22 protein-coding genes are annotated in these 23,809 nt (G+C 66.0%); 12 read left to right on the top strand and 10 right to left on the bottom strand.

Translation table 11 applies throughout. The features are described 5' to 3' along the window. The first annotated feature begins 5 nt into the window (after positions 1 to 5). The gene (locus AB0P23_RS03640; RefSeq protein WP_032372610.1) at positions 6 to 1,493 is read left to right on the top strand and encodes an MFS transporter; all 1,488 of its coding nucleotides are present in this window, start codon (positions 6 to 8) and stop codon (positions 1,491 to 1,493) included. A gap of 13 nt (positions 1,494 to 1,506) precedes the next feature. Here the strand turns inward: AB0P23_RS03640 and mgtE are convergent, their stop codons facing one another. The 4 genes from mgtE to yaaA form a co-directional block, all read right to left on the bottom strand. Further along, entirely contained in the window at positions 1,507 to 2,853 is a 1,347-nt protein-coding gene (mgtE, locus tag AB0P23_RS03635) for a magnesium transporter (RefSeq protein WP_051365126.1), read from the bottom strand. Between the two features lie 44 nt (positions 2,854 to 2,897). Next, positions 2,898 to 3,797 carry a nuclear transport factor 2 family protein gene (locus tag AB0P23_RS03630; protein ID WP_027496736.1) on the bottom strand — a complete coding sequence of 300 codons (900 nt, stop codon included), beginning with the start codon at positions 3,795 to 3,797 and terminating at the stop codon, positions 2,898 to 2,900. Positions 3,798 to 3,861: 64 nt separating this feature from the next. Next, positions 3,862 to 5,073, bottom strand: coding sequence for a DUF2786 domain-containing protein (locus tag AB0P23_RS03625; protein WP_027496737.1), 1,212 nt, complete (start codon positions 5,071 to 5,073; stop codon positions 3,862 to 3,864). Further along, a complete protein-coding gene (gene yaaA / locus AB0P23_RS03620) occupies positions 5,070 to 5,813 on the bottom strand; it encodes a peroxide stress protein YaaA (protein WP_027496738.1) in 744 nt (247 codons plus the stop codon). Before yaaA ends, AB0P23_RS03625 begins: the two co-directional genes overlap by 4 nt. Before the next feature lie 70 nt (positions 5,814 to 5,883). Between yaaA and AB0P23_RS03615 the strand changes: the two genes are divergently transcribed. Beyond that, positions 5,884 to 7,635 (top strand): proline--tRNA ligase, encoded by a 1,752-nt coding sequence (locus tag AB0P23_RS03615; protein ID WP_167327077.1) that lies wholly within the window; start codon positions 5,884 to 5,886, stop codon positions 7,633 to 7,635. A 91-nt stretch (positions 7,636 to 7,726) separates the two neighbouring features. Then, a complete protein-coding gene (locus AB0P23_RS03610; RefSeq protein WP_057474085.1) occupies positions 7,727 to 9,448 on the top strand; it encodes an acyl-CoA dehydrogenase family protein in 1,722 nt (573 codons plus the stop codon). Between the two features lie 3 nt (positions 9,449 to 9,451). Here the strand turns inward: AB0P23_RS03610 and AB0P23_RS03605 are convergent, their stop codons facing one another. Next, on the bottom strand, positions 9,452 to 10,066 hold the full coding sequence (locus tag AB0P23_RS03605; protein ID WP_032370810.1) for a TetR/AcrR family transcriptional regulator: 615 nt from the start codon (positions 10,064 to 10,066) through the stop codon (positions 9,452 to 9,454). Positions 10,067 to 10,149: 83 nt separating this feature from the next. Here AB0P23_RS03605 and AB0P23_RS03600 point away from each other — a divergent pair, with 83 nt between their 5' ends. Then, positions 10,150 to 11,607, top strand: a complete 1,458-nt coding sequence (locus AB0P23_RS03600) for an MFS transporter (RefSeq protein WP_051365127.1) — start codon at positions 10,150 to 10,152, stop codon at positions 11,605 to 11,607. Here AB0P23_RS03600 and AB0P23_RS03595 read toward each other — a convergent pair. Next, entirely contained in the window at positions 11,570 to 12,010 is a 441-nt protein-coding gene (locus AB0P23_RS03595) for a ferritin-like domain-containing protein (protein ID WP_363796816.1), read from the bottom strand. The two genes, AB0P23_RS03600 and AB0P23_RS03595, sit on opposite strands and share 38 nt — an antisense overlap. Continuing rightward, entirely contained in the window at positions 12,007 to 12,516 is a 510-nt protein-coding gene (locus tag AB0P23_RS03590; RefSeq protein ID WP_027496743.1) for a hypothetical protein, read from the bottom strand. Before AB0P23_RS03590 ends, AB0P23_RS03595 begins: the two co-directional genes overlap by 4 nt. A gap of 185 nt (positions 12,517 to 12,701) precedes the next feature. On the opposite strand from AB0P23_RS03590, the gene rimP reads away from it, so the two are divergent. The 8 genes from rimP to AB0P23_RS03550 all read left to right on the top strand — a co-directional run bounded on the left by rimP (position 12,702) and on the right by AB0P23_RS03550 (position 21,103). Next, the gene (gene rimP / locus AB0P23_RS03585) at positions 12,702 to 13,277 is read left to right on the top strand and encodes a ribosome maturation factor RimP (protein ID WP_032370966.1); all 576 of its coding nucleotides are present in this window, start codon (positions 12,702 to 12,704) and stop codon (positions 13,275 to 13,277) included. Continuing rightward, a complete protein-coding gene (nusA, locus tag AB0P23_RS03580; RefSeq protein ID WP_027496745.1) occupies positions 13,274 to 14,281 on the top strand; it encodes a transcription termination factor NusA in 1,008 nt (335 codons plus the stop codon). The genes rimP and nusA overlap by 4 nt, the downstream gene beginning before the upstream one ends. Before the next feature lie 96 nt (positions 14,282 to 14,377). Beyond that, the gene (locus tag AB0P23_RS03575; RefSeq protein ID WP_363796814.1) at positions 14,378 to 14,710 is read left to right on the top strand and encodes a YlxR family protein; all 333 of its coding nucleotides are present in this window, start codon (positions 14,378 to 14,380) and stop codon (positions 14,708 to 14,710) included. Between the two features lie 97 nt (positions 14,711 to 14,807). Further along, a complete protein-coding gene (gene infB / locus AB0P23_RS03570) occupies positions 14,808 to 17,741 on the top strand; it encodes a translation initiation factor IF-2 (protein WP_032366434.1) in 2,934 nt (977 codons plus the stop codon). Between the two features lie 157 nt (positions 17,742 to 17,898). Further along, positions 17,899 to 18,189, top strand: a complete 291-nt coding sequence (locus AB0P23_RS03565; protein WP_027496748.1) for a DUF503 domain-containing protein — start codon at positions 17,899 to 17,901, stop codon at positions 18,187 to 18,189. Between the two features lie 100 nt (positions 18,190 to 18,289). Beyond that, positions 18,290 to 18,778: a 30S ribosome-binding factor RbfA gene (gene rbfA, locus AB0P23_RS03560; protein WP_027496749.1), complete on the top strand. Its 489-nt coding sequence runs from the start codon at positions 18,290 to 18,292 to the stop codon at positions 18,776 to 18,778. A gap of 1 nt (position 18,779) precedes the next feature. Continuing rightward, positions 18,780 to 19,778: a DHH family phosphoesterase gene (locus AB0P23_RS03555; RefSeq protein WP_222071852.1), complete on the top strand. Its 999-nt coding sequence runs from the start codon at positions 18,780 to 18,782 to the stop codon at positions 19,776 to 19,778. After that, positions 19,775 to 21,103 carry an MATE family efflux transporter gene (locus AB0P23_RS03550; RefSeq protein ID WP_032391521.1) on the top strand — a complete coding sequence of 443 codons (1,329 nt, stop codon included), beginning with the start codon at positions 19,775 to 19,777 and terminating at the stop codon, positions 21,101 to 21,103. Before AB0P23_RS03555 ends, AB0P23_RS03550 begins: the two co-directional genes overlap by 4 nt. Before the next feature lie 15 nt (positions 21,104 to 21,118). On the opposite strand, the gene AB0P23_RS03545 is transcribed toward AB0P23_RS03550, so the two are convergent. Genes AB0P23_RS03545 through modA form a run of 3 tightly spaced genes read right to left on the bottom strand, consistent with a single transcriptional unit; the run spans position 21,119 to position 23,747 of the window. Then, positions 21,119 to 22,213 carry an ABC transporter ATP-binding protein gene (locus tag AB0P23_RS03545; protein WP_287451520.1) on the bottom strand — a complete coding sequence of 365 codons (1,095 nt, stop codon included), beginning with the start codon at positions 22,211 to 22,213 and terminating at the stop codon, positions 21,119 to 21,121. Beyond that, positions 22,210 to 23,019 (bottom strand): ABC transporter permease, encoded by an 810-nt coding sequence (locus tag AB0P23_RS03540; protein WP_027496753.1) that lies wholly within the window; start codon positions 23,017 to 23,019, stop codon positions 22,210 to 22,212. Before AB0P23_RS03540 ends, AB0P23_RS03545 begins: the two co-directional genes overlap by 4 nt. Then, complete coding sequence (gene modA, locus AB0P23_RS03535) at positions 23,016 to 23,747, bottom strand: molybdate ABC transporter substrate-binding protein (protein ID WP_283541577.1); 732 nt, start codon at positions 23,745 to 23,747, stop codon at positions 23,016 to 23,018. The genes AB0P23_RS03540 and modA overlap by 4 nt, the downstream gene beginning before the upstream one ends. Between the last annotated feature and the right edge of the window lie 62 nt (positions 23,748 to 23,809).

Below are 23,809 nucleotides of genomic sequence, written 5' to 3'. Positions count from 1 at the left end.
CATCGATGTCCAACACCTCCGCCGCCGAGATCAAGTACCCGGTGACGACTCGAGCGTTCGGGATGGCGATCATCGTCCTGAGCGGGCTGCAACTGATGGTGGTTCTCGACGGCACCGTCGCCAACCTGGCCTTGGCTCCGCTGCAGGCCGATCTGGGTCTGTCCGACGCCGGGCGCAACTGGGTGTTGACCTCCTACGCGCTGGCATTCGGTGGGCTGATGTTGCTCGGCGGCAGGCTCGGCGACGCCTTCGGGCGAAAGAAGATGTTCCTCGCCGGCGTCGTCCTGTTCACGATCGCCTCGTTGCTGTGCGGACTGGCAGTCAACGAAGCCACGCTCGTTGCGGCGAGGGCACTGCAAGGGGTGGGTGCGGCGGTGGCGTCGCCCACGGCCTTCGCACTGGTGGCCACGACGTTCGCTCCGGGCCCGGTGCGAAATCAGGCCATCGCCATCTACGCCGCCATGACCGGTGTCGGGTCCATTGCCGGGCTCATCATCGGCGGCGCTCTGACCGAGGTGTCGTGGCGCTGGATCTTCCTGATCAACGTACCGATCGGCATCGTCATCGTCGTGCTCGCCGTCGTGTCGCTGCAGGAGACCGTCGGGGCGAAGCTCGCCCTGGACGTGCCGGGCGCGATCCTGGCGACCCTGGGCTGCACGGGTGTGGTCCTCGCGCTGAGCGAGGGTACCGAGCTGGGCTGGTCGAGCCCGATCGTCATCGTGTCGTTGATCGCCGGACTGCTGTTCCTCGGATTGTTCCTGTTGGTCGAGCGACGGGCCGAGAACCCGCTGCTGCCGTTCTCGTTGTTCGTCAGTCGCGATCGAGTGGCGACTTTCGTCGCGATCTTCTTCGCCGGCGGGGTCATGTTCTGTCTCGCTGCATATGTGGCGTTGTTCGTGCAGGACATTCTGGGCTACAGCCCGCTGCATGCCGGCCTGGCTTTCGTGCCGTTCGCCTTCGGTCTCGGTGCCGCGGCGTTCCTCGCGTCGCAACTGGTGACTCGGATCGCTCCGCGCTGGCTGATTCTCTGTGGTGCGGTCATCATGGTCGGCTGGCTGCTGGTGTCCGTGACGACGATGGACGCGGATTCGGCGTACTTCCCGGGGTTGTTCTTCCCGGTGATCGGCATCGGCTTCGGCGTCGGTCTGACGGTCGTGCCGCTGCCGCTGTGCGCCATCGCGGGCGTGAGCCCCACCGAAATCGGTCCGCTGACGGCAATCTCGCTGGTCGCCCAGACCCTCGGGGGTCCTCTGGCGCTCGCCGTCATCGGGGCACTGGTCACGTCGCGGACACTGTCCCTCGGCGGCATATCCGGGCCGGCGACTCTGATGAACGACAGTCAGCTCGACGCACTGAGCTCCGGGTACATGTTCGCGCTGTTCTGTTGCGCAGTCTGCGCCGTGATCGCCGGCATCGCCGCACTGTTCATCCGATTCACCCCGCAGCAGGTGGCCCAGGCGCAGGCCGCGCAGGAGGACGCCCAGAAGGGCTGACGAGCGGGGCCGATCAGACTCCCAGTACGGCCTTCGCGATGAGAAAGTAGACGATCAGGCCGGTCGCATCGCAGAAGGTCGAGATGAACGGCGTCGAGAACACCGCGGGGTCGACGCCGATCTTCTTGGCGATCAGCGGCATCGCACCGCCGACCGTCGCGGCGAGCGTGCATATAGACAGCAGCGTCGTGCCGATGACCAGGCCCAGGTGCCAGTCGTAGACGAGTCCGGCGATGACGAACCCCAACGTCCCGAGCATCGCTCCCATCGTCGCGCCGACGCGGACCTCGCGAAACAGCACAGCGGCGATGTCGCGCGGGCGGACGTCACCCAGGGCGAGCGCGCGGGTCACCGTGGTCGCGGCCTGCGAACCGGTGTTTCCGCCCGTGCCGGTGAGCAGGGGAATGAACAGCGCGAGCGTCACTACCGCGGCCAGCGCGTGCTCGAAGATCTCGAGCACCTGCACGGTGAGGATGGCCGACAACGCCAACACGAGCAGCCAGACCACGCGCGAACGAACGATGGACAGGACCGGCGTCGACAGGTACGGCCGACGCAGCGGTTCCGCACCGCCCGCCCTGGCTGCGTCCTCGTCCTCGGCCTCCTCGAGAATGCGAGAGGACTGCTCGAGGGTGAGGATGCCGATCAGGCGCTGTTCGGAGTCGACCACCACCACCGCCGGACTGCGATGCTCGAAACACAGACGTGCCGCGACCTCCGCCGACGAGTCCGCCCGCACCACAGGGTGCGACGAATGGAGCTCTCCCACCGGCGTGGTCGAATCCGCCGTCGCGAGATCGGCGAGCGTCACCACACCGAGCAACGTACGACGGTCGTCGGTGATGGGCAGCAGGTACACCGATTCTGCGTCGGGACCGGTCCGTCGCACCGCGTCGAGAGCCTCGGCTGCCGTGGTGTCGTTGCGTAGGCGCACGTACTCCGGACTCATTCGACGGCCTACCGAACCCCGGTCGTAGCCCAGCATCGGTGCAGTGAGCGCCCGTTGGGCCGGCGACAGGCCGAGCATCATGCGATGCGCGATGTTGGAGGGCAGCTCGTCGAGCAGTTCCACTCGGTCGTCGGGATCGAGGTTCTCGAACAGGGCGATGACGTCGTCGCTACGCAAACTTTCGAACAGCTCGCTGCGAATGGTCGCGTCGAAGCGCTCGAACACGACGACGGCCTCGTCCTTGGGTAACAGCCGAAACAGAACCGCCCGCTGCGCCGAGTCGACCCGTTCGAGCATTCTGACCGCGTTCGTCGTGGACAGACCCGCCATCAGGGTCGACAACGCGGCCACGTCGCGCTCGGCCAGTAGTTCCGATGTCCTGGTCACGATGTCGTCGAGAGTCTCGGGCACCGGTCCATTTTGCCTTGCCGGCGGTCATCGACCGACAGCGGTCGCTACTCCGGAACGACGTCCCAGTGCTCGACGATGGCGCCGTCGAACCGGAAGATGTCTCCCGCGACGAAGGGGTCGGATTCTGCTGCGCCCGGCGCTTTCGCGAACGTCCACACCAGATCGCCGTCGGCCAGCGAGACGACCGATTCCGAGGCAGGGAACTGCGCGCCGCCGGCGAAGAACTGTTGCAGTGCCGCGGTGCCGTTGCCCGCAATCGGATTGTGTTGCAGGTAGGACGGGGCGAAGTCGGTCGCGAGCACGGACGCGTCGTGTTCGCGGAAGAGCGCGTCGTAGGTAGCCGTCACCGACATGCGTCGGCGCTCTTCCTCGTCCTCGGTCGGCTCGGTGGGCGCGGTCGGGTAGCGGTAGAGGTCACTGAACATGGTGTTGCCGCTCATCGACGTCGCCGGCACGGATTGCGTCATGGCCCAGTGCTCGGTGACCTTGCCGCCGTCGAAGGCGAAGAGGTCGATGTTCGCTTCACCGGTGGTCTCGGATTCCGGATCAGCGGTGGCCTGCCAGTGCACTGCGACCCATCTGCCATCGGCCGCGACATGCTTGACGACGGCTCGTGCACCGGGAATCCGTGTCCGGGTGGCCTCGAATCGGGCGACGATCGCGTCGGGCCCCACCGCTGGTCCAGGTCGATCGACGGCGTTCTCCGCCACGACCGACGCGGCGGCGGCGGGTTCTTCGGCCGTGAATGCAGATTCGAAGAGCGTCAGCGCTGCTTCTTCGTTGCGTGATTCGGTGACGCTGTCGGAGCGGTCGTCGGGCGACTGCGCGGCGACGGAGACGTCGTTCGGCTCCGGGGTGGAGGGCGACGTACCGCACGCCGCGATGGCGGACAGTGCGACCAGAACGGGCACGGTGAGTCGAGCAGCTGCGCGTGTTCGGTTCATGTCTGCTCAACTGACTTGAAGCTACAACAGTTCCCGAATCGGTCGACGAACCTCGTGGAATGTTTCAGCGGGACAGATCGGCTCGGTCGGCCGCGGCTCGTCCCGAATCCCATCCTTCGGCATCGAGGCGCGGGCCGCGCATCGGCTTGGCGGTGGGAAAGAGGCGGTCGAACTCCGCTTCCACGGCAACGGTCTGTGCCGCGAGAATCGGCAGCAGGTCGCCCGATTCCTGTCTCGCCTCGTCGAGGGCATGCGCGTCGGCATCGGTGAGACGATCTCCGATTCGGATGGCGTAGGCGTAGAGGAACGCCTTGCCGAATGCGGCCGAGCCGGCCTTCTTTCGCTTCTTGGCTTCGGGCGAGTGGCCGAGAGCTCGGGTTGCCTGCACCAGCAACGAGGTGAAGACGAGCTCGGCCTGTTCCACGTCTACCGGCGCGCCCACCAGCGTCGCAACGGCGTACTCCGCGTCCCAGATCGTCTTGACCCGGTTGGCAGTACCGGCGACGTGCAAGAGCTGGGCTTTGGCGGGTGCGTGCGGACCGTCGATGTGCACCCGTCGACCGCGAACGTCGAGATGACCCTCGGCCAACAGCAGCGTGTCGATCGAGTATCGCGTCATCAACTCCTGCGCCTTGGCGGTCAGCGTCTCGGCTTCCTCCGCGAAATCGGTGGCATCGGCCTTGGCCAGCAGACCGCGAATCTTGGCCAGCATCTTGCTGTTCGGTGAATCCGAGCCGGTGGTCGTCGGCACCGACGAGCGTGTGCGGGGCCACTGCGAAGGCTTGGCACCCAGTTGCGGCCAACGGGGGAGGGTTTGCCACTGGCCGAGCAGCGTGAGCACGTCGAGCCACTGATCGCTGGCGGCGATGTAGTCGGACTTGCCGGACGCCACGAGGTACGCCGTGAGGAAGTCGGGAGTGGCGTCCACTCGGGCTGCGACCGTCGGGAACTGTTCGCAGATCGCCGACATCTGATCGACCCAATCGTGCGGGGCGCGGGAGTCCGCTTCGATGAGATCGGCATGGTGCAGCAGCGCCGCGGCAGCGAGATTCGTCACGGCCACCGTGTGCTGACGCCGGACCACATGCATCAGATCCAGTGGTTGCCAACCGTTCTCGTACAGCGTGCCGACCATGTTGGTCAGTGCCAGCGTGCCGAGTTCGTTCGCTTGCATCGAGACCAGACGATCGGCGATGTCGTCGGCGATGCGTTGACTCTTGTTCTTGCCGACGGATGCGTCGGCTCCTTGTCGCAGCAGTTCCGGAACGGCGCTCATTCGGTGAGCACGATCAGTTCGGTGTCCGACGCCACTTCGACTCGAAGACCAGCTTTCGACGCCACGCGCGCAACAGCTTTCACATCTTTGGGCTCGGCCGTGGTCAGGGTCAGCGCGCGTGCGAGCAATCCCTTGTGATGCTTGTTGAAGTGGCTCACCACCGAACGACTGCCGTCGGGCTTCTCGGTGAGCACCGTTGCCGTGATCGCCCCGGGGATGGGCCCGAGCTGTTGATAGGTGCCGGACCGGAGGTCGACGACGATTCCCTCGGCCTCGGTGAGAAGGGCCTCGGACAGTCGAGGCTTCCAGTGCGCTCGCAACGTCCCGAAGTTCGGAATGGACGACCCGCCGGAGAGTCGATAGGACGGAATCGGGTCGGACGCGCGAACGGCCCCGAACAGTGCCGACCCGATCCACAGCCTGGCATCCGCACGCGCGCGTCCGGCACGGGTGAAGGTCGACGCCCCGAGAGCGTCGTACAGCACTCCTGTGTACCGGCGCAGGGCCGGAGTGGTGGGCGAGGCGAACAGGCGAGCGTTTCGTTCGATCTCGTCCACCTGGGTCGGACCGAGACCGAGAGCGGTGATGGACGCGTCGACGTCGTCGGAGAGCCGGACCAGGGCGTCGGCAAGCGTTCGGCGGAGCGGAAGCAGGGACGGCAACGACAACCGGTCCAGATCGAGAGGTGCTCCGGAACCGCCGTCGGACTTCGTCTCGGAGGGAGGCAGCAGAATCAGCACGGGGGTCAAGGCTACTCACTTCGCGGCCGCCTATCCGCAGGCGCTGCACCACCGACTAGTCTGACAACCCGTGATCACCCGTCTTTCGCAGCTGTTCCTTCGTACCCTTCGCGACGACCCGGCCGACGCCGAGGTCGACAGCCACAAGCTGTTGGTTCGCGCCGGCTACGTTCGTCGTATCGCGCCGGGCGTCTACTCGTGGCTGCCGCTGGGTCTCCGAGTGCTGCGACAGGTCGAACGCGTCGTGCGCGAGGAAATGAACGCCATCGGGGCACAGGAAATTTCGCTGCCCGCCCTGCTGCCGCGTGAGCCGTACGAGACGACGAACCGGTGGACCGAATACGGGGACGCATTGTTCCGGTTGCAGGACCGCAAGGGCAACGACATGCTGCTCGGTCCGACCCACGAAGAGTTGTTCGCGTTGACGGTCAAGGCCGAATACAACTCCTACAAGGACCTGCCGGTCACGCTGTACCAAATTCAGACAAAGTATCGCGACGAAGAGCGTCCTCGCGCCGGCATTCTGCGCGGACGCGAGTTCGTCATGAAGGATTCCTACTCCTTCGACATGGACGAGGACGGACTGAAGCGGTCCTACGCCGCACACCGCGACGCTTACCAGCGCATCTTCGCCAGGCTCGGGGTCAGCTACGTCATCGTCGCCGCGACGTCCGGCGCGATGGGCGGAAGTGCGTCCGAGGAATTCCTGGCCGAGAGCGACATCGGCGAGGACACCTACGTTCGGTGCATCGAATCGGGATACGCGGCCAACGTCGAGGCCGTCACTACCCCGGCACCGGACCCCATCGCCATCGAGGGGCAGCCTGCCGCGGTCGACTACGAGACGGGCAACACTCCCACCATCGCGACGCTGGTCGAGTGGGCGAACGGCGCAGATCTGGGTCGTGCCGTCACCGGTGCCGACACGCTCAAGAACATCCTGCTCAAGGTGCGGTCCGCCGGTGGCGAGTGGGAGCTGCTGGCCATCGGCCTGCCCGGTGACCGTGAGGTGGACGAGAAGCGTCTCGAAGCATCGCTAGAGCCTGCCGAATTCGCATTGCTGACCGACGCGGACTTTGCTGCTCACCCGTTCCTGATCAAGGGATACATCGGGCCACGTGCGCTGCAGGCCAACGGAGTTCGCTACCTCGTCGACCCCCGGGTGGTGAACGGAACATCGTGGATCACCGGTGCCGATGTGCAGGGCAAGCACGTGGTGAACCTCGTGGCCGGCCGCGACTTCGTTCCCGACGGCACCATCGAGGCCGCCGAGGTGCGTGACGGGGACATGTCACCCGACGGACAGGGGCCGCTGGTCAGCGCTCGCGGAATCGAGATCGGGCACATCTTCCAGTTGGGCTACAAGTACACCGATGCATTCTCGGTCGACGTACTCGGCGAGACCGGCAAGCCCGTGCGACTCGTACAGGGTTCCTACGGCGTCGGTGTCTCCCGTCTGGTGGCCGTCATCGCCGAGCAGATGCACGACGACAAGGGCCTTCGGTGGCCGTCGGAGGTAGCACCCGCCGACGTACATCTGGTGATCGCGAACAAGGACGAGGCCGCGCGCGCCGGCGCAGAATCCATTGCAACGCAACTCGATTCGCAGGGCATCGAGGTTCTCTTCGACGACCGCAAGGCCTCGCCCGGCGTGAAGTTCAAGGACTCCGAACTGATCGGTGTTCCGCTCGTCGTCGTCCTCGGCCGCGGTTGGGCCGATGGCAGGGTCGAAATCCGGGACCGCTTCTCGGGTGAGAGCCGTGAACTCGACATCGATTCCGCGGTCGACGAGATCGTCGCCGCGGTGCGCGCCACCACGTAACAGCCCGTCCCGATCTCTCCACGCTCGATCTCCCCACGCGCCGGTCTACTCGCTGGTAGCTTCGGGTCACACGACTAGGAGAGGTCACACCGTGGCTCAGTTTGCGCTGTTCGATCCGACAACTTTCGATCCCGCCGAGCTCGACGAGGAGTCTCGTCGTCAGCTCCGCGCACTGATCGATTGGTTCGAGGATCGCGGTAAGGCCAGGCTGCTCGCCGACGATCTCGAAGGAGTCTGGCCCGCCGACTTCCTCGAGTTCGTCGCAGCCCAGAAACTGTTCGCCACGTTCTCGACGCCGGCCGAATACGCGAACGGGTTGCCCAACGCTCGTTGGGACGCTGCCCGCAACGCTGCTCTGAGCGAAATTCTCGGGTTCTACGGCTTGGCCTACTGGTACACCTGGCAGGTCACGGTGCTCGGCCTCGGCCCGATCTGGATGAGCGACAACGACGACGCCAAGCGCCGCGCAGCGCGTGAGCTCGACCGCGGCGGCGTCATGGCATTCGGATTGTCCGAGCGCGCACACGGTGCCGACGTCTACTCCACCGACATGCTGTTGACCCCCTCCGCCGACGACGACCTCGAGTTCACCGTGTCAGGGGAGAAGTACTACATCGGTAACGGCAACGTGGCGGGCATGGTGTCGGTGTTCGGTAGACGCACCGACATCGACGGGCCGGAGTCGTACGTCTTCTTCGTCGCCGACAGCTCGCATCCCGCGTATCGGTTGCGCGAGAGCGTCGTTCACGGCCAGATGTACGTCAGCACCTTCTCGCTCGAGAATTATCCCGTTCGCGGCGAGGACATTCTGCATACCGGACCCGACGCGTTCTCGGCTGCACTGAACACAGTCAACGTCGGCAAGTTCAACCTCTGCACCGGCTCGATCGGCATCTGCGAGCACGCGTTCTACGAGGCGATCACACACGCCAACAATCGGATTCTGTACGGCAACCGTGTCACCGAATTCCCCCATGTGCGCAGTGCATTCGTTGATGCCTACTCGCGGCTGACCGCCATGAAGCTGTTCAGTGCGCGTGCGCTGGACTACTTCCGCGCTGCGGGTCCCGGCGACCGGCGCTACCTGTTGTTCAACCCCATGACCAAGGCCAAGGTGACGTCCGAGGGCGAGACGGTGGTCCGCTTGCTGCACGACGTCATCGCCGCCAAGGGGTACGAGAAGAACACCTACTTCCGTGAAGCCGCGCAACTGATCGGAACACTGCCGAAACTCGAGGGAACGGTGCATGTCAACGTCGCCCTGATGCTCAAGTTCATGCCGGCATACATGTTCTCGCCCACCGATCAGGCGGAGGTCACCAGGTTCACCGACGCCGTCGACGACGGATTCTTCTTCGCCCAAGGCCCCGCTCGCGGCGCGAGTTCGGTTCGGTTCCACGATTGGAACCCGGTGTATCGCAAGCATTCCGGTGTTCCCAACGTGGGTCGTTTCTACGAGCAGGCCCAGGCGTTCGCGTCGTTCCTCGCCGAGTGCGCCCCCGACGAGTCGCAGCAACAGGACCTCGACTTCCTGCTCGTGGTGGGGCATCTGTTCTCACTCGTCGTCTACGGCCACCTGATCCTCGAACAGGCCGACGAGATCTCCACCGACATGCTGGACCAGATCTTCGACTTCCAGATCAGGGACTTCTCCGGCTACGCCGTCGCGCTGTACGGAAAGCCGTCGTCGACCGATGCGCAGCAGAAATGGGCGCTGGACGCCGTACGCAAGCCGGTGGTGGACGCAGCAAGATTCGAGACGGTCTGGAACGACGTCGTCACGTACGACGGTCGGTACGAGATGCGTCCCTAGGCGTCACAGCTGTCCGGAATCGGCTGGGACGAGCTTGGTTCCGAACGCGCACATCGTCATCTCGTGCAGTCCCTCGCTGTCCTCCGGATGCTCCGGTGCCTGCATCGACAACAAGACGTTGAGCAGCATTCCGTGTGCGATGAACTGCCGAGCCTGATCTTCCGAACACCCGGTACCGCTGCGGATCTGGTTGTAGATCGCGCCCATTCCTTCTCGTGCCTGGCGGCCGATCTCGGGTACCGACCCTGCACCGAACCCGTGCATCATGACCATCAAGAGGTCGCGATCGGCCACCAGATCGGCGTAGGCACCGCCCAGGTCGGCCCAGGTCTCGTCGTCCGCTGGGTCCAGAGGCCCCGAAGCGAGCACTGCGTCGAATGCCGTCATGATGCCGTCGATGGAGCGTTGGAAGACCAGCCGAAACAATTCGACTTTGGTTCCGAACATCCGAACCACATACGGCTGCGACACGCCCGCTTCCTTGGCCACCGCATCGGTGCTCGTCCCGGCAAAGCCCCCGCGTGCGAACGCTCGTGTCGCGGCGTCGAGGACGAGTTCTCGACGGTCGGCCGCGTCCATTCGGGTTGCTCGGGGCTTGGGCGTGGGAGTGTCGGACATGTTGACAGGTTATCAGTCGATAACTTACGGTCGCATCATAAGTAATCATTCGATGCTTACAAACTCGAGACGGGACGTTCGCCATGACCGCTACAGCCTCTCCGCCTGCAGTGCACCCCGCCGCTCGGTCTATTCCGGTGTGGCTGGGAATCGTCGCCGCATCCCTGCCCATGTTCATGGCGACCCTCGACAATCTGGTGATGACCAGCGCGCTGCCGGTGGTTCAGCAGGATCTGAATGCGTCGGTCGGACAGCTGCAGTGGTTCCTCAACGCCTACACACTGAGCTTCGCGACATTCATGCTCACTGCAGCAACCTTGGGCGATCGCTGGGGCAGGCGCGCGGTGTTCCTCGGCGGGATAGCGCTGTTCACCGCGGCCTCCGTGGCCAGCGCGCTCGCCACGAGTCCGGCAATGCTCATCGCCGCGCGGGCGATACAGGGCCTCGGTGCCGCGGCGATCATGCCGCTGTCACTGACTCTGCTCGCAGCTGTCGTCCCGATTGCCAAGCGCGCCATGGCAATCGGAATCTGGGGCGGTGTCTCGGGCCTCGGTGTCGCACTCGGGCCTGTCGTCGGTGGTGCGGTCGTCGACGGTATTTCCTGGCAGGCGATCTTCTGGATCAACGTCCCGGTGGCGCTCGTCGCGGTACCGCTGGCGTACATCGCCCTGACCGAGTCGACCGGACGCAGGCAACCTCTCGATCTACTGGGTGTGGTGCTCGCGGGCGGCGGGGTGTTCTTGCTCGTGTGGGCGGTGGTCCACGGCAACGACGACGGATGGGCATCGACCACCGTGCTCGCGAGCTTCGTCGGCTCTGCGGTGCTTCTCCTCGCGTTCGTCTCCCGAGCATGGCGAACCCCGTTCTCGGTACTGCCGTTGACGCTCTTCCGATCACGCAGTTTCACGCTGGCGAACATCATCGGAATCACGTTCTCGCTCGGCATGTTCGGGGCCGTGTTCCTGCTTGCTCAGTACCTGCAGATAGTGATGCACTACAGCCCGTTCGAGGCGGGCCTTCGCACATTGCCCTGGACCGCCGCGCCTATGGTGGTCGCACCCATTGCGGGTCTCGTGGCCGATCGAGTCGGCCTGCGCGGCTTGTTGGTGTCCGGACTGGCGTTGCAGTCGCTGTCACTGGTGTGGATGGCACTGATCCTCGGACCCGACACCGCCTACCTGTCGATGGTGCCCGCGCTGTTGATGGCCGGAGTCGGCATGGGGTTGACCTTCGCGCCCTCGGCGACCGCAGTGTTGCGAGACATGGACGACGACGATCACGCCACGGCGAGCAGTGCGAACTCCACTGTGCGGGAGGTGGGAATTGCGCTCGGAATCGCCGTCCTGACGGCGGTGTTCATCGGAAACGGAGGATCACTCACCCCCGCTGGATACACCGACGCGTTGGCACCCGCTCTACTCGTAGGCGCAGGGGCGGTGGCGATCGGATTGGTTGCGGCACTGTTCATGCCGGGTCGTTCCGCCGGTCCGGCGGACGACGTGGTCACGGCTGACCGGGAAAAGCCGTCGACGACGGTGTGACGCCGAGGATCTGCTGCCATGTGGCCAGTCTGATCGCGGCCTCGGTCAGTGCCTGGACGCCCATCTCGCGAGTGCCGCCGGATCGACTGCGCTCGACGGCCGAGCGCCACGCCACACTCGTGTCGATCTCTGCCTGAACAGCGAGCTGCACAGCCGAGATCGCATCGGTCACCGGAAACGGAGACGCGTATGCCGGATCGGGCAGGGGCGCTGTGACGCTGGCCGCGCGGAGTGCGTCGATGGTCGAGTCTCGACGCGCTCGGTGTGCCGCGGTGCACGCGGCCACCATGTCTGCTCGGGTCGGGTTGGAGAACGCCGCGACGATCCCGTACGCGAAGACGGCTGCGTACTCGGCGACGAGTGCATCGAAGAGCCCCTGTTGTTCGGGTCCGAGATCGCTCATGCGAGTACCACCTGAGCGAACACCGTGCACGAGGCACTGATCGACCCGAGAAGGCCGGCGCGATAACCGCTTTCGTCGCGGGCGGCGGTCGCCGCACTGCGTGCCGAGGCGGTCAGCGCATCGCGCACCGCGCCGAGATCGGGTGGCGGCGCGGACTGGGCCGCGCTCGTGGTCGTCGTGGCAGTCGCCGACGAGGTGTCGGTGGTCGCTCCGGTAGCCCGGGCGATCTCGGTCTCGAGTGCATCCGCATGTTCGGTCCGCTGGGCCGCGACCACGCCGAGAGCTCCTGCGTAATCGGGAGCGACCGTTGCCGCCGAAGACGCAGCCGCGGCGTCGGAGCGAGCGGAGCGCAACTGTGCCGTCAGAGAATCGAGTGCGGGACCGGAGATTTCCTCCGCGCCGCAAGCCGTGACGGTCGACGCCGTGGCCGCTGTGAGTACGGCGGCACCGGCGAGCCGGAACAACCCACGTCTGTTCAACGAGAGAGGGGCGGTCGGCGTGGGCACCCCGATATCGTGCCAGACCCTCGACCGTGTCGGACCCTCGAGGCGACACGCGCCGTGCCCGTGTGTCGCCTCGGCCGTGCGTGGTCGCGAGCACCACCTGCGGGGCGGTAGTCTGTTGGTTCACCAAACGCGGTCCGGCGCACCTGTGCCGCATTGCCGACAACTACACACGAGGAGTTCGCGACATGCCTGTTCCGTCCCAGGAAAGGGTTGTCGAACTGCTCGGCGACCTGGTTCGAGATCGGGGCTACGACCTCGAGGACGTGAACGTGGTCGCTGCCGGTAAGCACAGTGCCGTGCGCATCATGGTCGACCGTGAAGACGGCGTCGACCTCGACGCGCTGCCGGAGTTGAGCCGGGTGATCTCCGATGTGTTCGACGGCGTGACCGATTTCGGCGAAGCGCCGTACACCCTCGAGGTCACCACTCCCGGAATCGATCGCCCGTTGACACAACCACGGCATTGGCGTCGCGCGCGTGGTCGCAAGGTGCGGATCGAACTCGCCGACGGCAAGGTCGAGGGCCGCGTCGGACTTCTCGACGGTGACTCGGTTGCCCTCGTGATCAAGGACAAGGGAGTTCTCTCGACACGATCGATCGCGCTGGCCGATGTTGTGAAAGCTGTTGTGCAGGTAGAATTTTCGCGGCCGACCGCAGAAGAGATGGATCTTGCGGGCGGCGTGGTGGGCGGTAGGCCGTCACCCGCGAACACCGACGAAATCGTGAATGTGGAAGCACCGGAAGAAGGGTCGGACAAGTGAATATCGATATTGCAGCTCTGCGCGCCATCGAGGCGGACAAGGGCGTTCCGATCGAGATGGTGATCTCGACGATCCAGACCGCGCTGTTGACCGCCTACCGGCATACCGAGGGGCACCAGTCCAACGCGCGAATCGACGTCGATCGCAAGACCGGTTCCGTCCGGGTGATGGCCAAGGAGTTCGACGCCGAGGGCAATCTGATCTCCGAGTGGGACGACACGCCGGAAGGCTTCGGCCGGATCGCTGCCACCACCGCTCGTCAGGTGATTCTGCAGCGCTTGCGCGATGCGGAGCACGAGCGCTCCTTCGGGGAGTACTCGACCCACGAGGGTGAAATCGTCAACGGCGTCATTCAGCGCGATACGCGCGCCAACGCCAAGGGCACCGTCATCGTCCGGATCGGCAGCGAGGCGAACGGGGCCGACGGCCTGCTTCCGCCCGCCGAGCAGGTTCCGGGGGAGACGTACGAGCACGGTGAGCGCATCAAGTGCTACGTCGTCGGAGTCGCGCGGGGCAACCGCGGCCCGCAGATCACGCTCTCGCGCACACACCCCAATCTGGTGCGCAAGTTGTTCGCGCTCGAGGTGCCCGAGATCGCCGACGGTTCGGTCGACATCGTGGCGGTAGCGCGTGAATCAGGGCACCGCTCGAAGATCGCGGTCGCGTCGACGGTCTCGGGCCTGAACGCCAAGGGTGCATGTATCGGGCCGATGGGGCAGCGCGTGCGGAATGTGATGAGCGAACTGGCCGGCGAGAAGATCGACATCATCGACTTCGACGAGGACCCGGCGACGTTCGTCGGGAATGCACTGTCGCCGTCGAAGGTTGTGTCTGTGACCGTGGTGGACGCAGCCGCTCGCGCGGCGCGAGTGGTGGTCCCGGAGTACCAGTTGTCGCTGGCGATCGGCAAGGAAGGGCAGAACGCTCGACTTGCCGCTCGATTGACCGGTTGGCGTATCGACATCCGCAGTGACGCGGCGGCACCCGAGACGACCAGCGCCTAGGGCCGGAATGCGGAGATCGAGGCAATACAGCGGTAGAGTGGTCGATGGTTCGGTAACGACCTCTCCGCTCGGAGACGTGAACGCGAGAATCCGGTTGTGACAAGCCGGCCGATTCGTACATGTGTCGGGTGCAGGGAGCGAGTGCCGGCCGCCGATCTGTTGAGGATCGTGGTTCGAGAAGCTGGTTCGTACGAATTCGCTCTCGTCCCCGACGTCCGGCATTCGATGTCCGGTCGTGGTGCTTGGTTGCACTACAACCGAGAATGCCTGCACAATGCGGAACGTCGCCGAGTCTTCGGCCGCGCGTTTCGGATATCGGGAAATGTGGAATCGTCCGCAGTATCGGACGTGCTCGACGAGCACGAACGGCTGCACGGCGAGAACACGACAAGAGCAACACCCGTCGACAAGAACAGGCAACAGCACTGATGAGCACACCGTGAAGCACCAACGATGAACGTCCATCGGAGATAACCCGAGGTCGTGCGGGCACCAAGCCTCGCTCGGCCTCTCAGTGAGGAGAGCAGTGGCAGGCAAGGCCCGCGTGCACGAGTTGGCAAAAGAACTCGGTGTCACCAGTAAGGAACTACTCGCACGGCTCAAAGAGCAAGGCGAGTTCGTCAAGTCCGCATCATCCACAGTCGAAGCCCCCGTGGCTCGTCGACTTCGTGAATCCTTCCCGTCCGCAAACGCGGACGCGCCGGCGTCCGGTGCAGCAGCACCCAACGGTCGCGCAGCAGCAGATCGTGCGTCGGATTCCGCCGCGAAGCCCGGCGCAGCAAAGCCGAGTGGACCTCGTCCCGGACCCAAGCCGGCATCCCGCCCGGCCGAGCCCGAGGCCCCCGCTGCACAGGCACCCGCAGCGCAAGCTCCGGCAGCGCAGTCGCCCGCAGAGGTAGCTCCCGCTGCCCCTTCGGCACCGGCCGCTGCGCCCACGCCGGCACCGGCTGCGCCCACCCCTCGTCCGGCAGCACCCGCTGCTCCGGTCGAGCAGGCACCTGCCGCGTCGGCCGAGGCAACCGCGTCGGCTCCGGCCGCCCCCAAGCCCGCTGGTCCTGGCCCCAAGCCCGGCCCGAAGGCTCCGCGCGTCGGAAACAACCCGTACTCGTCGGCTCCGGTCGAACGACCGGCCCCGCGACCCGCTCCCGGTGCCGGTGCTCCGCGCCCCGGCGGCGGACGACCGGCTCCCGGACAGGGCGGACCCCGCCCGGCCGCACCGGCAGGCGGCGCTCGTCCGGCTCCCGGACAGGGCGGCCCCCGTCCCGCACCGGGTCAGGCCGGACCTCGGCCCAGCCCGGGCTCCATGCCTCCTCGCCCCAATCCGGGTGCGATGCCGACTCGTTCGGCACGTCCCGGCCCCGCAGCAGGCCGTCCCGGTCGCCCCGGCGGCGCACCGGGTGGACGTCCGGGCGGCGGCGGTGGCGGTGGCTACCGCGGCGGTGGCGCTCCCGGCGCTCCCGGTGGTGCACCGGCAGGCGGCGCTCCCGCAGGTGGCTTCCGTGGCCGTCCCGGCGGCGGTGGCCGTCCCGGTCAGCGTGGCGCAGCAGCAGGTGCGTTCGGCCGGCCCGGCGGAGCAGTCCGCCGCGGTCGCAAGTCGAAGCGGGCGAAACGCGCCGAGTACGAGAGCATGCAGGCTCCCGCAGTCGGCGGCGTCAGGCTGCCCCGCGGCAACGGCGAGACCATTCGTCTCGCCCGCGGAGCATCGCTGTCGGACTTCGCAGACAAGATCGACGCCAACCCCGCTGCACTCGTGCAGGCACTGTTCAACCTCGGTGAGATGGTCACCGCGACGCAGTCGGTCAACGACGAGACGCTGGAGCTTCTCGGCGGCGAGATGAACTACGTCGTGCAGGTCGTCAGTCCCGAGGACGAGGATCGCGAACTGCTCGATTCGTTCGATCTCACCTACGGCGAAGATGCCGGCGGCGAGGAAGATCTCGAGCAGCGTCCCCCGGTGGTCACCGTCATGGGCCACGTCGATCACGGTAAGACTCGACTGCTCGACTCGATTCGTAACACCACGGTGCGCGAAGGCGAGGCCGGCGGCATCACGCAGCACATCGGTGCGTACCAGGTGTTGACCGAGCTCGAAGGCAACGAGCGTCTCGTGACCTTCATCGACACCCCCGGTCACGAGGCCTTCACGGCCATGCGTGCTCGTGGTGCCAAGGCCACCGACCTTGCGATCCTCGTGGTCGCGGCCGACGACGGTGTCATGCCGCAGACGGTCGAAGCCATCAACCACGCCCAGGCGGCCGACGTGCCGATCGTGGTCGCGGTCAACAAGATCGACAAGGAAGGCGCGAACCCGGACAAGATCCGGCAGCAGCTGACCGAATACGGTCTGGTCGCCGAGGAATACGGCGGCGAGACGATGTTCGTCGACATCTCCGCCAAGCAGGGCACCAACATCGATGCCCTCCTCGAAGCGGTGCTGCTGACGGCCGATGCGTCACTCGATCTGCGTGCCAACCCGGACATGGATGCCCAGGGTGTCGCCATCGAGGCACACCTCGACCGCGGTCGCGGTCCGGTGGCCACCGTGCTCATCGCCCGCGGAACGCTGCGCGTCGGTGACTCGATCGTCGCCGGCGACGCCTACGGCCGCGTGCGTCGTATGGTCGACGAGCACGGCGAGGACGTCACCGAAGCGATGCCGTCCCGGCCCGTTCAGGTCATCGGCTTCACGTCGGTGCCCGGTGCAGGCGACAACCTTCTGGTCGTCGACGAGGACCGGATCGCCCGTCAGATCGCCGATCGCCGTAATGCCCGTAAGCGCAATGCTCTGGCGGCCAAGAGTCGCAAGCGCATCAGCCTCGACGATCTCGATGCAGCTCTGAAGGAGACTTCGCAGCTCAACCTGATCCTCAAGGGTGACAACTCGGGAACCGTCGAGGCGCTCGAAGAGGCCTTGCTCGGTATTCAGATCGACGACGAAGTCGAGTTGCGCGTCATCGACCGCGGTGTCGGTGGCGTCACGGAAACCAACGTCAACCTGGCGTCGGCATCCAACGCGATCATCATCGGCTTCAACGTGCGGGCCGAGGGCAAGGCAACCGAACTCGCCAACCGCGAGGGCGTCGACATTCGGTACTACTCGGTGATCTACCAGGCCATCGACGAGATCGAGAAGGCCCTCAAGGGCATGCTCAAGCCGATCTACGAAGAGGTCGCTCTGGGCCAGGCCGAGATCCGCGCGCTGTTCCGTTCCTCGAAGGTCGGAAACATCGCCGGTTGCCTCGTCACCTCCGGTACGATCCGTCGCAACGCCAAGGCGCGCCTGCTCCGTGATAATGCGGTCGTGGCCGAGACCGTGACGATCTCCTCGCTTCGCCGCGAGAAGGACGACGCAGTCGAGGTTCGTGAGGGATACGAGTGTGGTTTGACGGTGACGTACTCCGACATCAAGGTGGGCGATGTCATCGAGGCGTACGAGCTCCGTGAAAAGCCGCGCGACTAGAACAGGTCCGGAGCTGAACAGCTCCGTTCCCGGTCGCGTCGGCTCGGTGGTGAAGCCAGGGGAGTGACACTGCACTCCGGGGACGAGCCGGTGGTGGTACGACATATGTACCGCCACCGGCTTTGTCGTCGGAGCTGATCGAAGGGGCGACGTCAGCGTGTATCTGGGTGCTTTGGAGTTGGACGTGTTGTTGGGGGACGTGCGTTCGCTCGCCGAGAAACGGTCGATGGTGGAACCGGTTCTCGGCGATCTGCAGAGGCTGGGAGTGTCTGCCGCCGAAACCGGTGAGCGAGAACGTATTCGGCGTTCGATGTTGGGCGTGGCAGCGGCGGGCACGAACGTCGACCTGTTGCACGACAAGCTCGACGAGTGCGAGCGGCACGTCGCCGAGCGTCAGGATCTGGAACTGTTGGCAGTACGCCGAAGAATTTTCGGCCCCGAGGATTAGATCGGGGAGTTCGTCGAACGTGTTCGGCGAATGTTGGAGCGTAATCGCCGAGACGTCGCACTGCAGTGACGTCCGGCCATGAAAGAGGAGTGTGATTGTCGTGGTGGATCAGGCCAGGGCTCGTAAGTTGTCCAAGCGAATCGCCGCTATCGTTGCGACGGCGATCGACCACGAGATCAAAGATCCACGGTTGGCGTTCGTGACCATCACCGACACGAAGGTGACGGCAGACCTGCACGACGCCACGGTGTACTACACGGTGATGGGCGAGGATCTCGATACCCCGCCCGATCTGCAGGGAGCTGCGGCGGGTCTGGAGAAGGCCAAGGGCGTTCTCCGCTCGAAGGTCGGAGCCGGTACCGGTGTGCGGTTCACTCCGACGCTGACGTTCGTGACGGATACCGTCCCCGACACCGCCCGGCACATGGAAGAGCTGCTCGAACGCGCTCGCGCAGCCGACGAGGAGCTGGCTCGCGCCCGGGCGAACGCGAAGCCTGCCGGAGACCCGGACCCCTACAAGGCTCCCCGCGAGGAGTCCCCCGCGGATCGCGGCGATGCAGAAGCCGTCGAGCCAGCCGAAGCCGACTGAGATGTCCGATGGCTCTGGTTCGGAGTTCGAGCTGGACGAGGATCTGGCGCGTGCGATCGAGATGCTCGAGCGCGCTTCCTCGGTGACCGTGCTCTGCCATGTCCAGCCGGATGCCGACACGATCGGCAGCGGATTGGCAATCGGTTCGGTACTCGAACGTCGCGGCGCGCAGGTGCAGGTGGCGTTCGCCGCGCCCGCGTTTCTGCCTCAATCGATGGAAGAGCTACCGAACCGGCATCTGCTGGTGGAGCCGGAGAAGGTGGCCGAATCGGTCGATCTGGTGGTCACAGTGGACGCCGGAAGCCGAGGTCGACTCGGTTCGCTCGGCGAGCGACTCGACTCCGCATCGGAGTCCCTGGTCATCGACCATCACCGGAGCAACACGCGGTTCGGAACACTGAACGTCGTCCACGCGTCCGCCGAGTCCACCACGGCCGTGATCGTCCGCCTGCTGGATCGGTGGGGTGTCGACATCGATGCGGACCTGGCGCATCTGCTGTTCGCGGGTCTGGTCACCGATACCGGGTCGTTCCGGTGGGTGCGGCCGGGTTCGCATCTGCTCGCCGAGAGATTGCTCGCGACCGGCATCGACGGTGCACGTATCGCCCGTCGCCTCCTCGATACGCACCCCTTCGACTGGCTGCCGATGCTCGGGGCGGTACTGGGTTCGGCCGAGCTGCTGCCCGACGCGGCGGGCGGAAAGGGGCTCGTGTACGCCGTCATCCGGAGCGAGGATTCGGCCGGTCTGAGGTCGGAGGAGATCGAGAGTGTCATCGACATCGTGCGGACCACCTCCGAGGCGGAGGTGGCTGCGGTGTTGAAGCAGCAGGATTTCGGGTCGGTCTGGGTTGTGTCGCTCAGATCCAAGACGCAGGTGGACGTATCTGCAGTGGCGACCGGGCTCGGCGGCGGTGGACATCACAACGCCGCGGGCTACACCGCGACCGGTGAGCTCCCCGACGTGGTCGATGCGCTCCGTGAGGCCTTGTCGGCGTCGTGAGTTCCACCCCTGTCACGGCTCGCAGAATTCTCGGGCTGTCGCTTCCATCGCTCGGAGTTCTGGCCGCCGAACCCCTCTACCTCCTGTTCGACGCGGCGGTCGTCGGCCGGCTCGGCGCGTTGGCTCTGGCCGGCCTGGCGATCGGGGGGCTCGTCCTCGCTCAGGTCAGCACGCAGCTGACCTTCCTGTCCTACGGAACCACTGCGCGTGCGGCGCGCATGCACGGTGCCGGTCGTGAGCGCGACGCCGTCGGGGAAGGGGTTCAGGCGACGTGGCTGGCGGTGGCGATCGGTCTCGCGATCGTCCTCGTGGTCCAGTTGTTCGCCGCCCCCGTCGTGTCGCTACTGGCCGGTGGCGGTGACATTGCCGCGGAGGCACTGCTGTGGCTGCGCGTGGCGCTGGTGGGGGTGCCGTTCATTCTGATATCGCTGGCCGGGAACGGCTGGATGCGCGGCGTGCAGAACACGACGACACCATTGCGGTTCGTCGTGCTCGGTTTCGGCGTGTCGGCGGTGCTGTGTCCACTCCTCGTCCACGGCCTGCTCGGATTTCCCCGGCTCGAATTGGTGGGCTCGGCCGTTGCGAACGTCATCGGCCAAGGTGTCGCAGGCGCTCTGTTCGTCGGTGCCCTCGGGCGGTCGGGTGCGCCGTTGCGCCCGCGCTGGTCGGTCATGCGGGCGCAGCTGGTACTCGGCCGCGATCTGATCGTGCGCAGTCTCGCATTCCAGGCGTGCTTCCTGTCTGCCGCAGCGGTCGCGTCGAGATTCGGTGCCGCATCGGTGGCGGCAAATCAGGTGGTGCTGCATCTGTGGAACCTGGTGTCGTTGATGCTCGACTCGTTGGCCATCGCCGCGCAGACACTCGTGGGAGCGGCCCTGGGTGCGGGCAGGACCGAGGATGCGCGTGCGCTCGCTCGCCGGTTGACGGCATGGTCGACGGTCTTCGCGGTGATCCTGGCCGCGGTGTTCGCCGCCGGGCAGCCGGTCGTCCCGGGATTGTTCACCACCGACGTCTCGGTGATCGATCAGATGCAGGCGATCTGGTGGATCTTCGTGGCGATCATTCCGGTCGCCGGTGTGGTGTTCGCGTTGGACGGGGTGCTGTTGGGCAGCGGCGATGCCGCGTTCTTGCGTAACGCCACGATGGCGTGTGCGATCGTCGGGTTCCTGCCGTTCATTTGGTCTGCCCTGGTGTTCGACTGGGGTGTCGTGGGCATCTGGCTGGGTCTGGGTGTGTTCGTCTGCCTGCGCATGGTCGCGGTCGCCGGTCGAGTGCTATCGGGTAAATGGCTCGTGACCGGTAGCGATCGGCAACTGCGAGACTGATCGCGTTCGCATGCATCACCGCCGTGACACCAGGGCCGGATGCAGCACCACCTCGCGGCTCTTGACGACGAAGAACACCCGTCGGCCGGGTTCCAGGCCCAGCTCCGACACCGCGGCGGCGGTGATGTCTGCCGCGATACCCGGTGTGCCGTCGGGGTGCGGACGAGCTCGGACGCGGATGCCCGAGCCCTGCACTTCCATCTCCTCGATGACTACTTCGAAGACGTTGCGCGGGCTGGCGTGCGGCGCGGTGAGGTGTACCGAAACGGCAGCGGGGGAGAAGACTGCGACCACCGGCGTCCCGGAACCGTGTTGCCCCGAGCCGTGCACGACGGTGTCCCACGGCGTGCGCAGCGCGGTGGTGTCGCCGACGGTGAGTGCGTGGCCCGAGATCAGATTGACCCCGGCCATGCGAGCACCGAACTCGCTTCGCGGGGCGGTGAGAACGTCGGCGACCGAACCGCGTTCGACGACGCGTCCACCGTCGACGACGGCAACGCTATCGGCGAGTGCGACGACGTCGAGCAGATCGTGGGTGACGATCAGTGCCGTACGACCGTTCTCTCGGAGTACGGTGCGCAGCAGTCTTCGGATGGCCGGGGCCGTGTCGACGTCGAGCGCGGCGAGCGGTTCGTCGAGCAGGAGGAGTCGGGGATCGGCGGCGAGTGCGCGGGCGATGGCAACCCGCTGAGCTTGGCCCCCGGACAGCTGTGCCGGGCGGCGCTCGGCCAGGTGAGAGGCTCCGACTGCGTCGAGCCATCGATCGGCCACTGCCCCGGCCGTCCTCCGGTCGGCGCCGGAACTACGTGGTGCGAATGCGACGTTCGTCCGTGCGGTCATGTGAGGAAACAGCAGTGTCTCCTGTGCCAGAGTCGCGATGCCGCGGGCGTGCACCGGAACGGCCGTCCCTGCGGTCGTGTCGGTCAGAACGTCCTCGCCCAGGCGGACGATGCCGTCGTCGGGTGGCACCAGGCCCGCGACGAGCTGCAGCAGTGTGGATTTACCTGCGCCGTTCGGTCCCAGGATCGCCGTTGTTTCACCCTCGGCGACATCCAGCTCGAGATCGACGCCCCGGGCCGCGACGGTGGCGCGCAGGTGTAGCGAACTCATGGTGTTCCCGTCGTTCGAGTACCGCGAGCGGCCAGGACCACCACTGCCGCGACGACGACGAGGACGAGCGACAGGGCTATCGCTGCGTCGGGGTCGGACTCGCGTTGCAGATAGATTTCGAGGGGCAGGGTTCTGGTCACTCCCTCGAGAGAACCGGCGAACGTCAGGGTCGCGCCGAACTCTCCCAGTGCGCGCGCGAACGCGAGAACGATTCCGGACGTCAACCCGGGCAGGATCAAGGGGAGGGTGACGCGGCGCAGGACCGTCGTAGGGGGAGCGCCCAAGGTTGCGGCCACCACGTCGTATCGGTCCCCGGCAGTGCGCAGCGCGCCCTCGACGCTGACCACCAGGAAGGGCAACGACACGAAGGCCTGGGCGAGCACCACGGCCGTCGAGGTGAACGCGATCCGGATTCCGAAGGCATCGAGATGTTCGCCCAGTAGCCCCTGGCGACCGAACGTGTAGAGCAAGGCGATACCGCCGACCACCGGGGGGAGCACCAGTGGGAGGACGACGAGGGAACGCAGCGTCGACAGACCGCGAAACGAACTGCGGGCGAGGACCGTTGCCATCGGCACACCCAGGAGCACACACAACACCGTGCTCGCCGAGGCCGTCTTCAGACTCAACAGCAGTGCGGCTACTGCGGACTCGGACGTGATGAGCCCGAAGAAGTTCGTCCAGTCGATTCGGGTGAACATCGCGGCCAACGGCGCGACGACGAGAAGCGCTCCGGCAGCGGCAGGGACGAATATCCATCCGGGTACACCGACGGTCGGACCTGTGCCCGCGGCGTGCCCGGTCACGGTGCCGCGAAGCCGGCCTGCGTCAGCACTTCACGGCCGACCGGTCCGGCGACGAAGTCGGTGAAGGCGCGGGCCGTGTCCACGTTGTCGGATCCGCTCAATGCTGCGATCGGATAGGTGTTGACCGCCCCGCTCGATTCCGGGAAAGGCACGGCGGTGACGGCGTCTGCGGCCCCCGTTGCATCGGTGACGTACACCAGTCCGGCGTCGGCCTGACCGGAGGTGACCTTGCCTAGAACGTCGGTGACGGACGACTCCTCGCTGACTGCCGGGACGTCGGTTCCGGTGGCGTTCTCGACGGCTGCCGTGGCCGCGCCGCACGGCACCTGCGGCGCGCAGATCACCGTCAGCACATCGGGTTTCGCCAGATCGGCGAACGACCGGACGGCCTTGGGGTTACCCGGGGCAGTGACGATGGTGAGGGTGTTGGAGGCGAAATCGACCGGGTCGCCGGCGACGAGGCCGGCATCGACGGTTGTGCTCATGTTCTTGGTATCGGCAGAGGCGAACACGTCGGCAGGTGCACCGTTGACCAGTTGCGCGGCCAGATCGGAGGAGCCCGCAAAGCTCAAATCGACGGTAGTGCCGGGATGTTCCTGCTCGAAGCGGGTGCCGAGGGCGGTGAACGTCGAGCGCAGTGATGCCGCCGCGAACACGGTCAGCGTGCTCGAACCCCCGTCCTGCGGAGCGTCCTCGGCAGCGGGGTCGGCCGCGCACCCTGCAAGCATCAGGGCGACCGCGACCAGAGCACCGTGAACCGCTCGAATGTTCTTCACTGACATCGTCCTTC

Source organism: Rhodococcus sp. NPDC077669 (assembly GCF_040686915.1).
Taxonomy (GTDB): domain Bacteria; phylum Actinomycetota; class Actinomycetes; order Mycobacteriales; family Mycobacteriaceae; genus Rhodococcoides; species Rhodococcoides fascians.
Note: the sequence above shows the minus strand (reverse complement) of the source record. Positions and strands in the feature narration are given on the sequence as shown.

Coding starts and splice junctions, on each gene's coding strand:
- AB0P23_RS03640 (WP_032372610.1), top strand. CDS start 6: ATGTCCAACACCTCCGCCGCCGAGATCAAGTACCCGGTGACGACTCGA.
- AB0P23_RS03630 (WP_027496736.1), bottom strand. CDS start 3,797: ATGAACCGAACACGCGCAGCTGCTCGACTCACCGTGCCCGTTCTGGTC.
- AB0P23_RS03625 (WP_027496737.1), bottom strand. CDS start 5,073: ATGAGCGCCGTTCCGGAACTGCTGCGACAAGGAGCCGACGCATCCGTC.
- AB0P23_RS03605 (WP_032370810.1), bottom strand. CDS start 10,066: ATGTCCGACACTCCCACGCCCAAGCCCCGAGCAACCCGAATGGACGCG.
- AB0P23_RS03600 (WP_051365127.1), top strand. CDS start 10,150: ATGACCGCTACAGCCTCTCCGCCTGCAGTGCACCCCGCCGCTCGGTCT.
- AB0P23_RS03595 (WP_363796816.1), bottom strand. CDS start 12,010: ATGAGCGATCTCGGACCCGAACAACAGGGGCTCTTCGATGCACTCGTC.
- rimP (WP_032370966.1), top strand. CDS start 12,702: ATGCCTGTTCCGTCCCAGGAAAGGGTTGTCGAACTGCTCGGCGACCTG.
- AB0P23_RS03555 (WP_222071852.1), top strand. CDS start 18,780: ATGTCCGATGGCTCTGGTTCGGAGTTCGAGCTGGACGAGGATCTGGCG.
- AB0P23_RS03545 (WP_287451520.1), bottom strand. CDS start 22,213: ATGAGTTCGCTACACCTGCGCGCCACCGTCGCGGCCCGGGGCGTCGAT.
- modA (WP_283541577.1), bottom strand. CDS start 23,747: ATGCTTGCAGGGTGCGCGGCCGACCCCGCTGCCGAGGACGCTCCGCAG.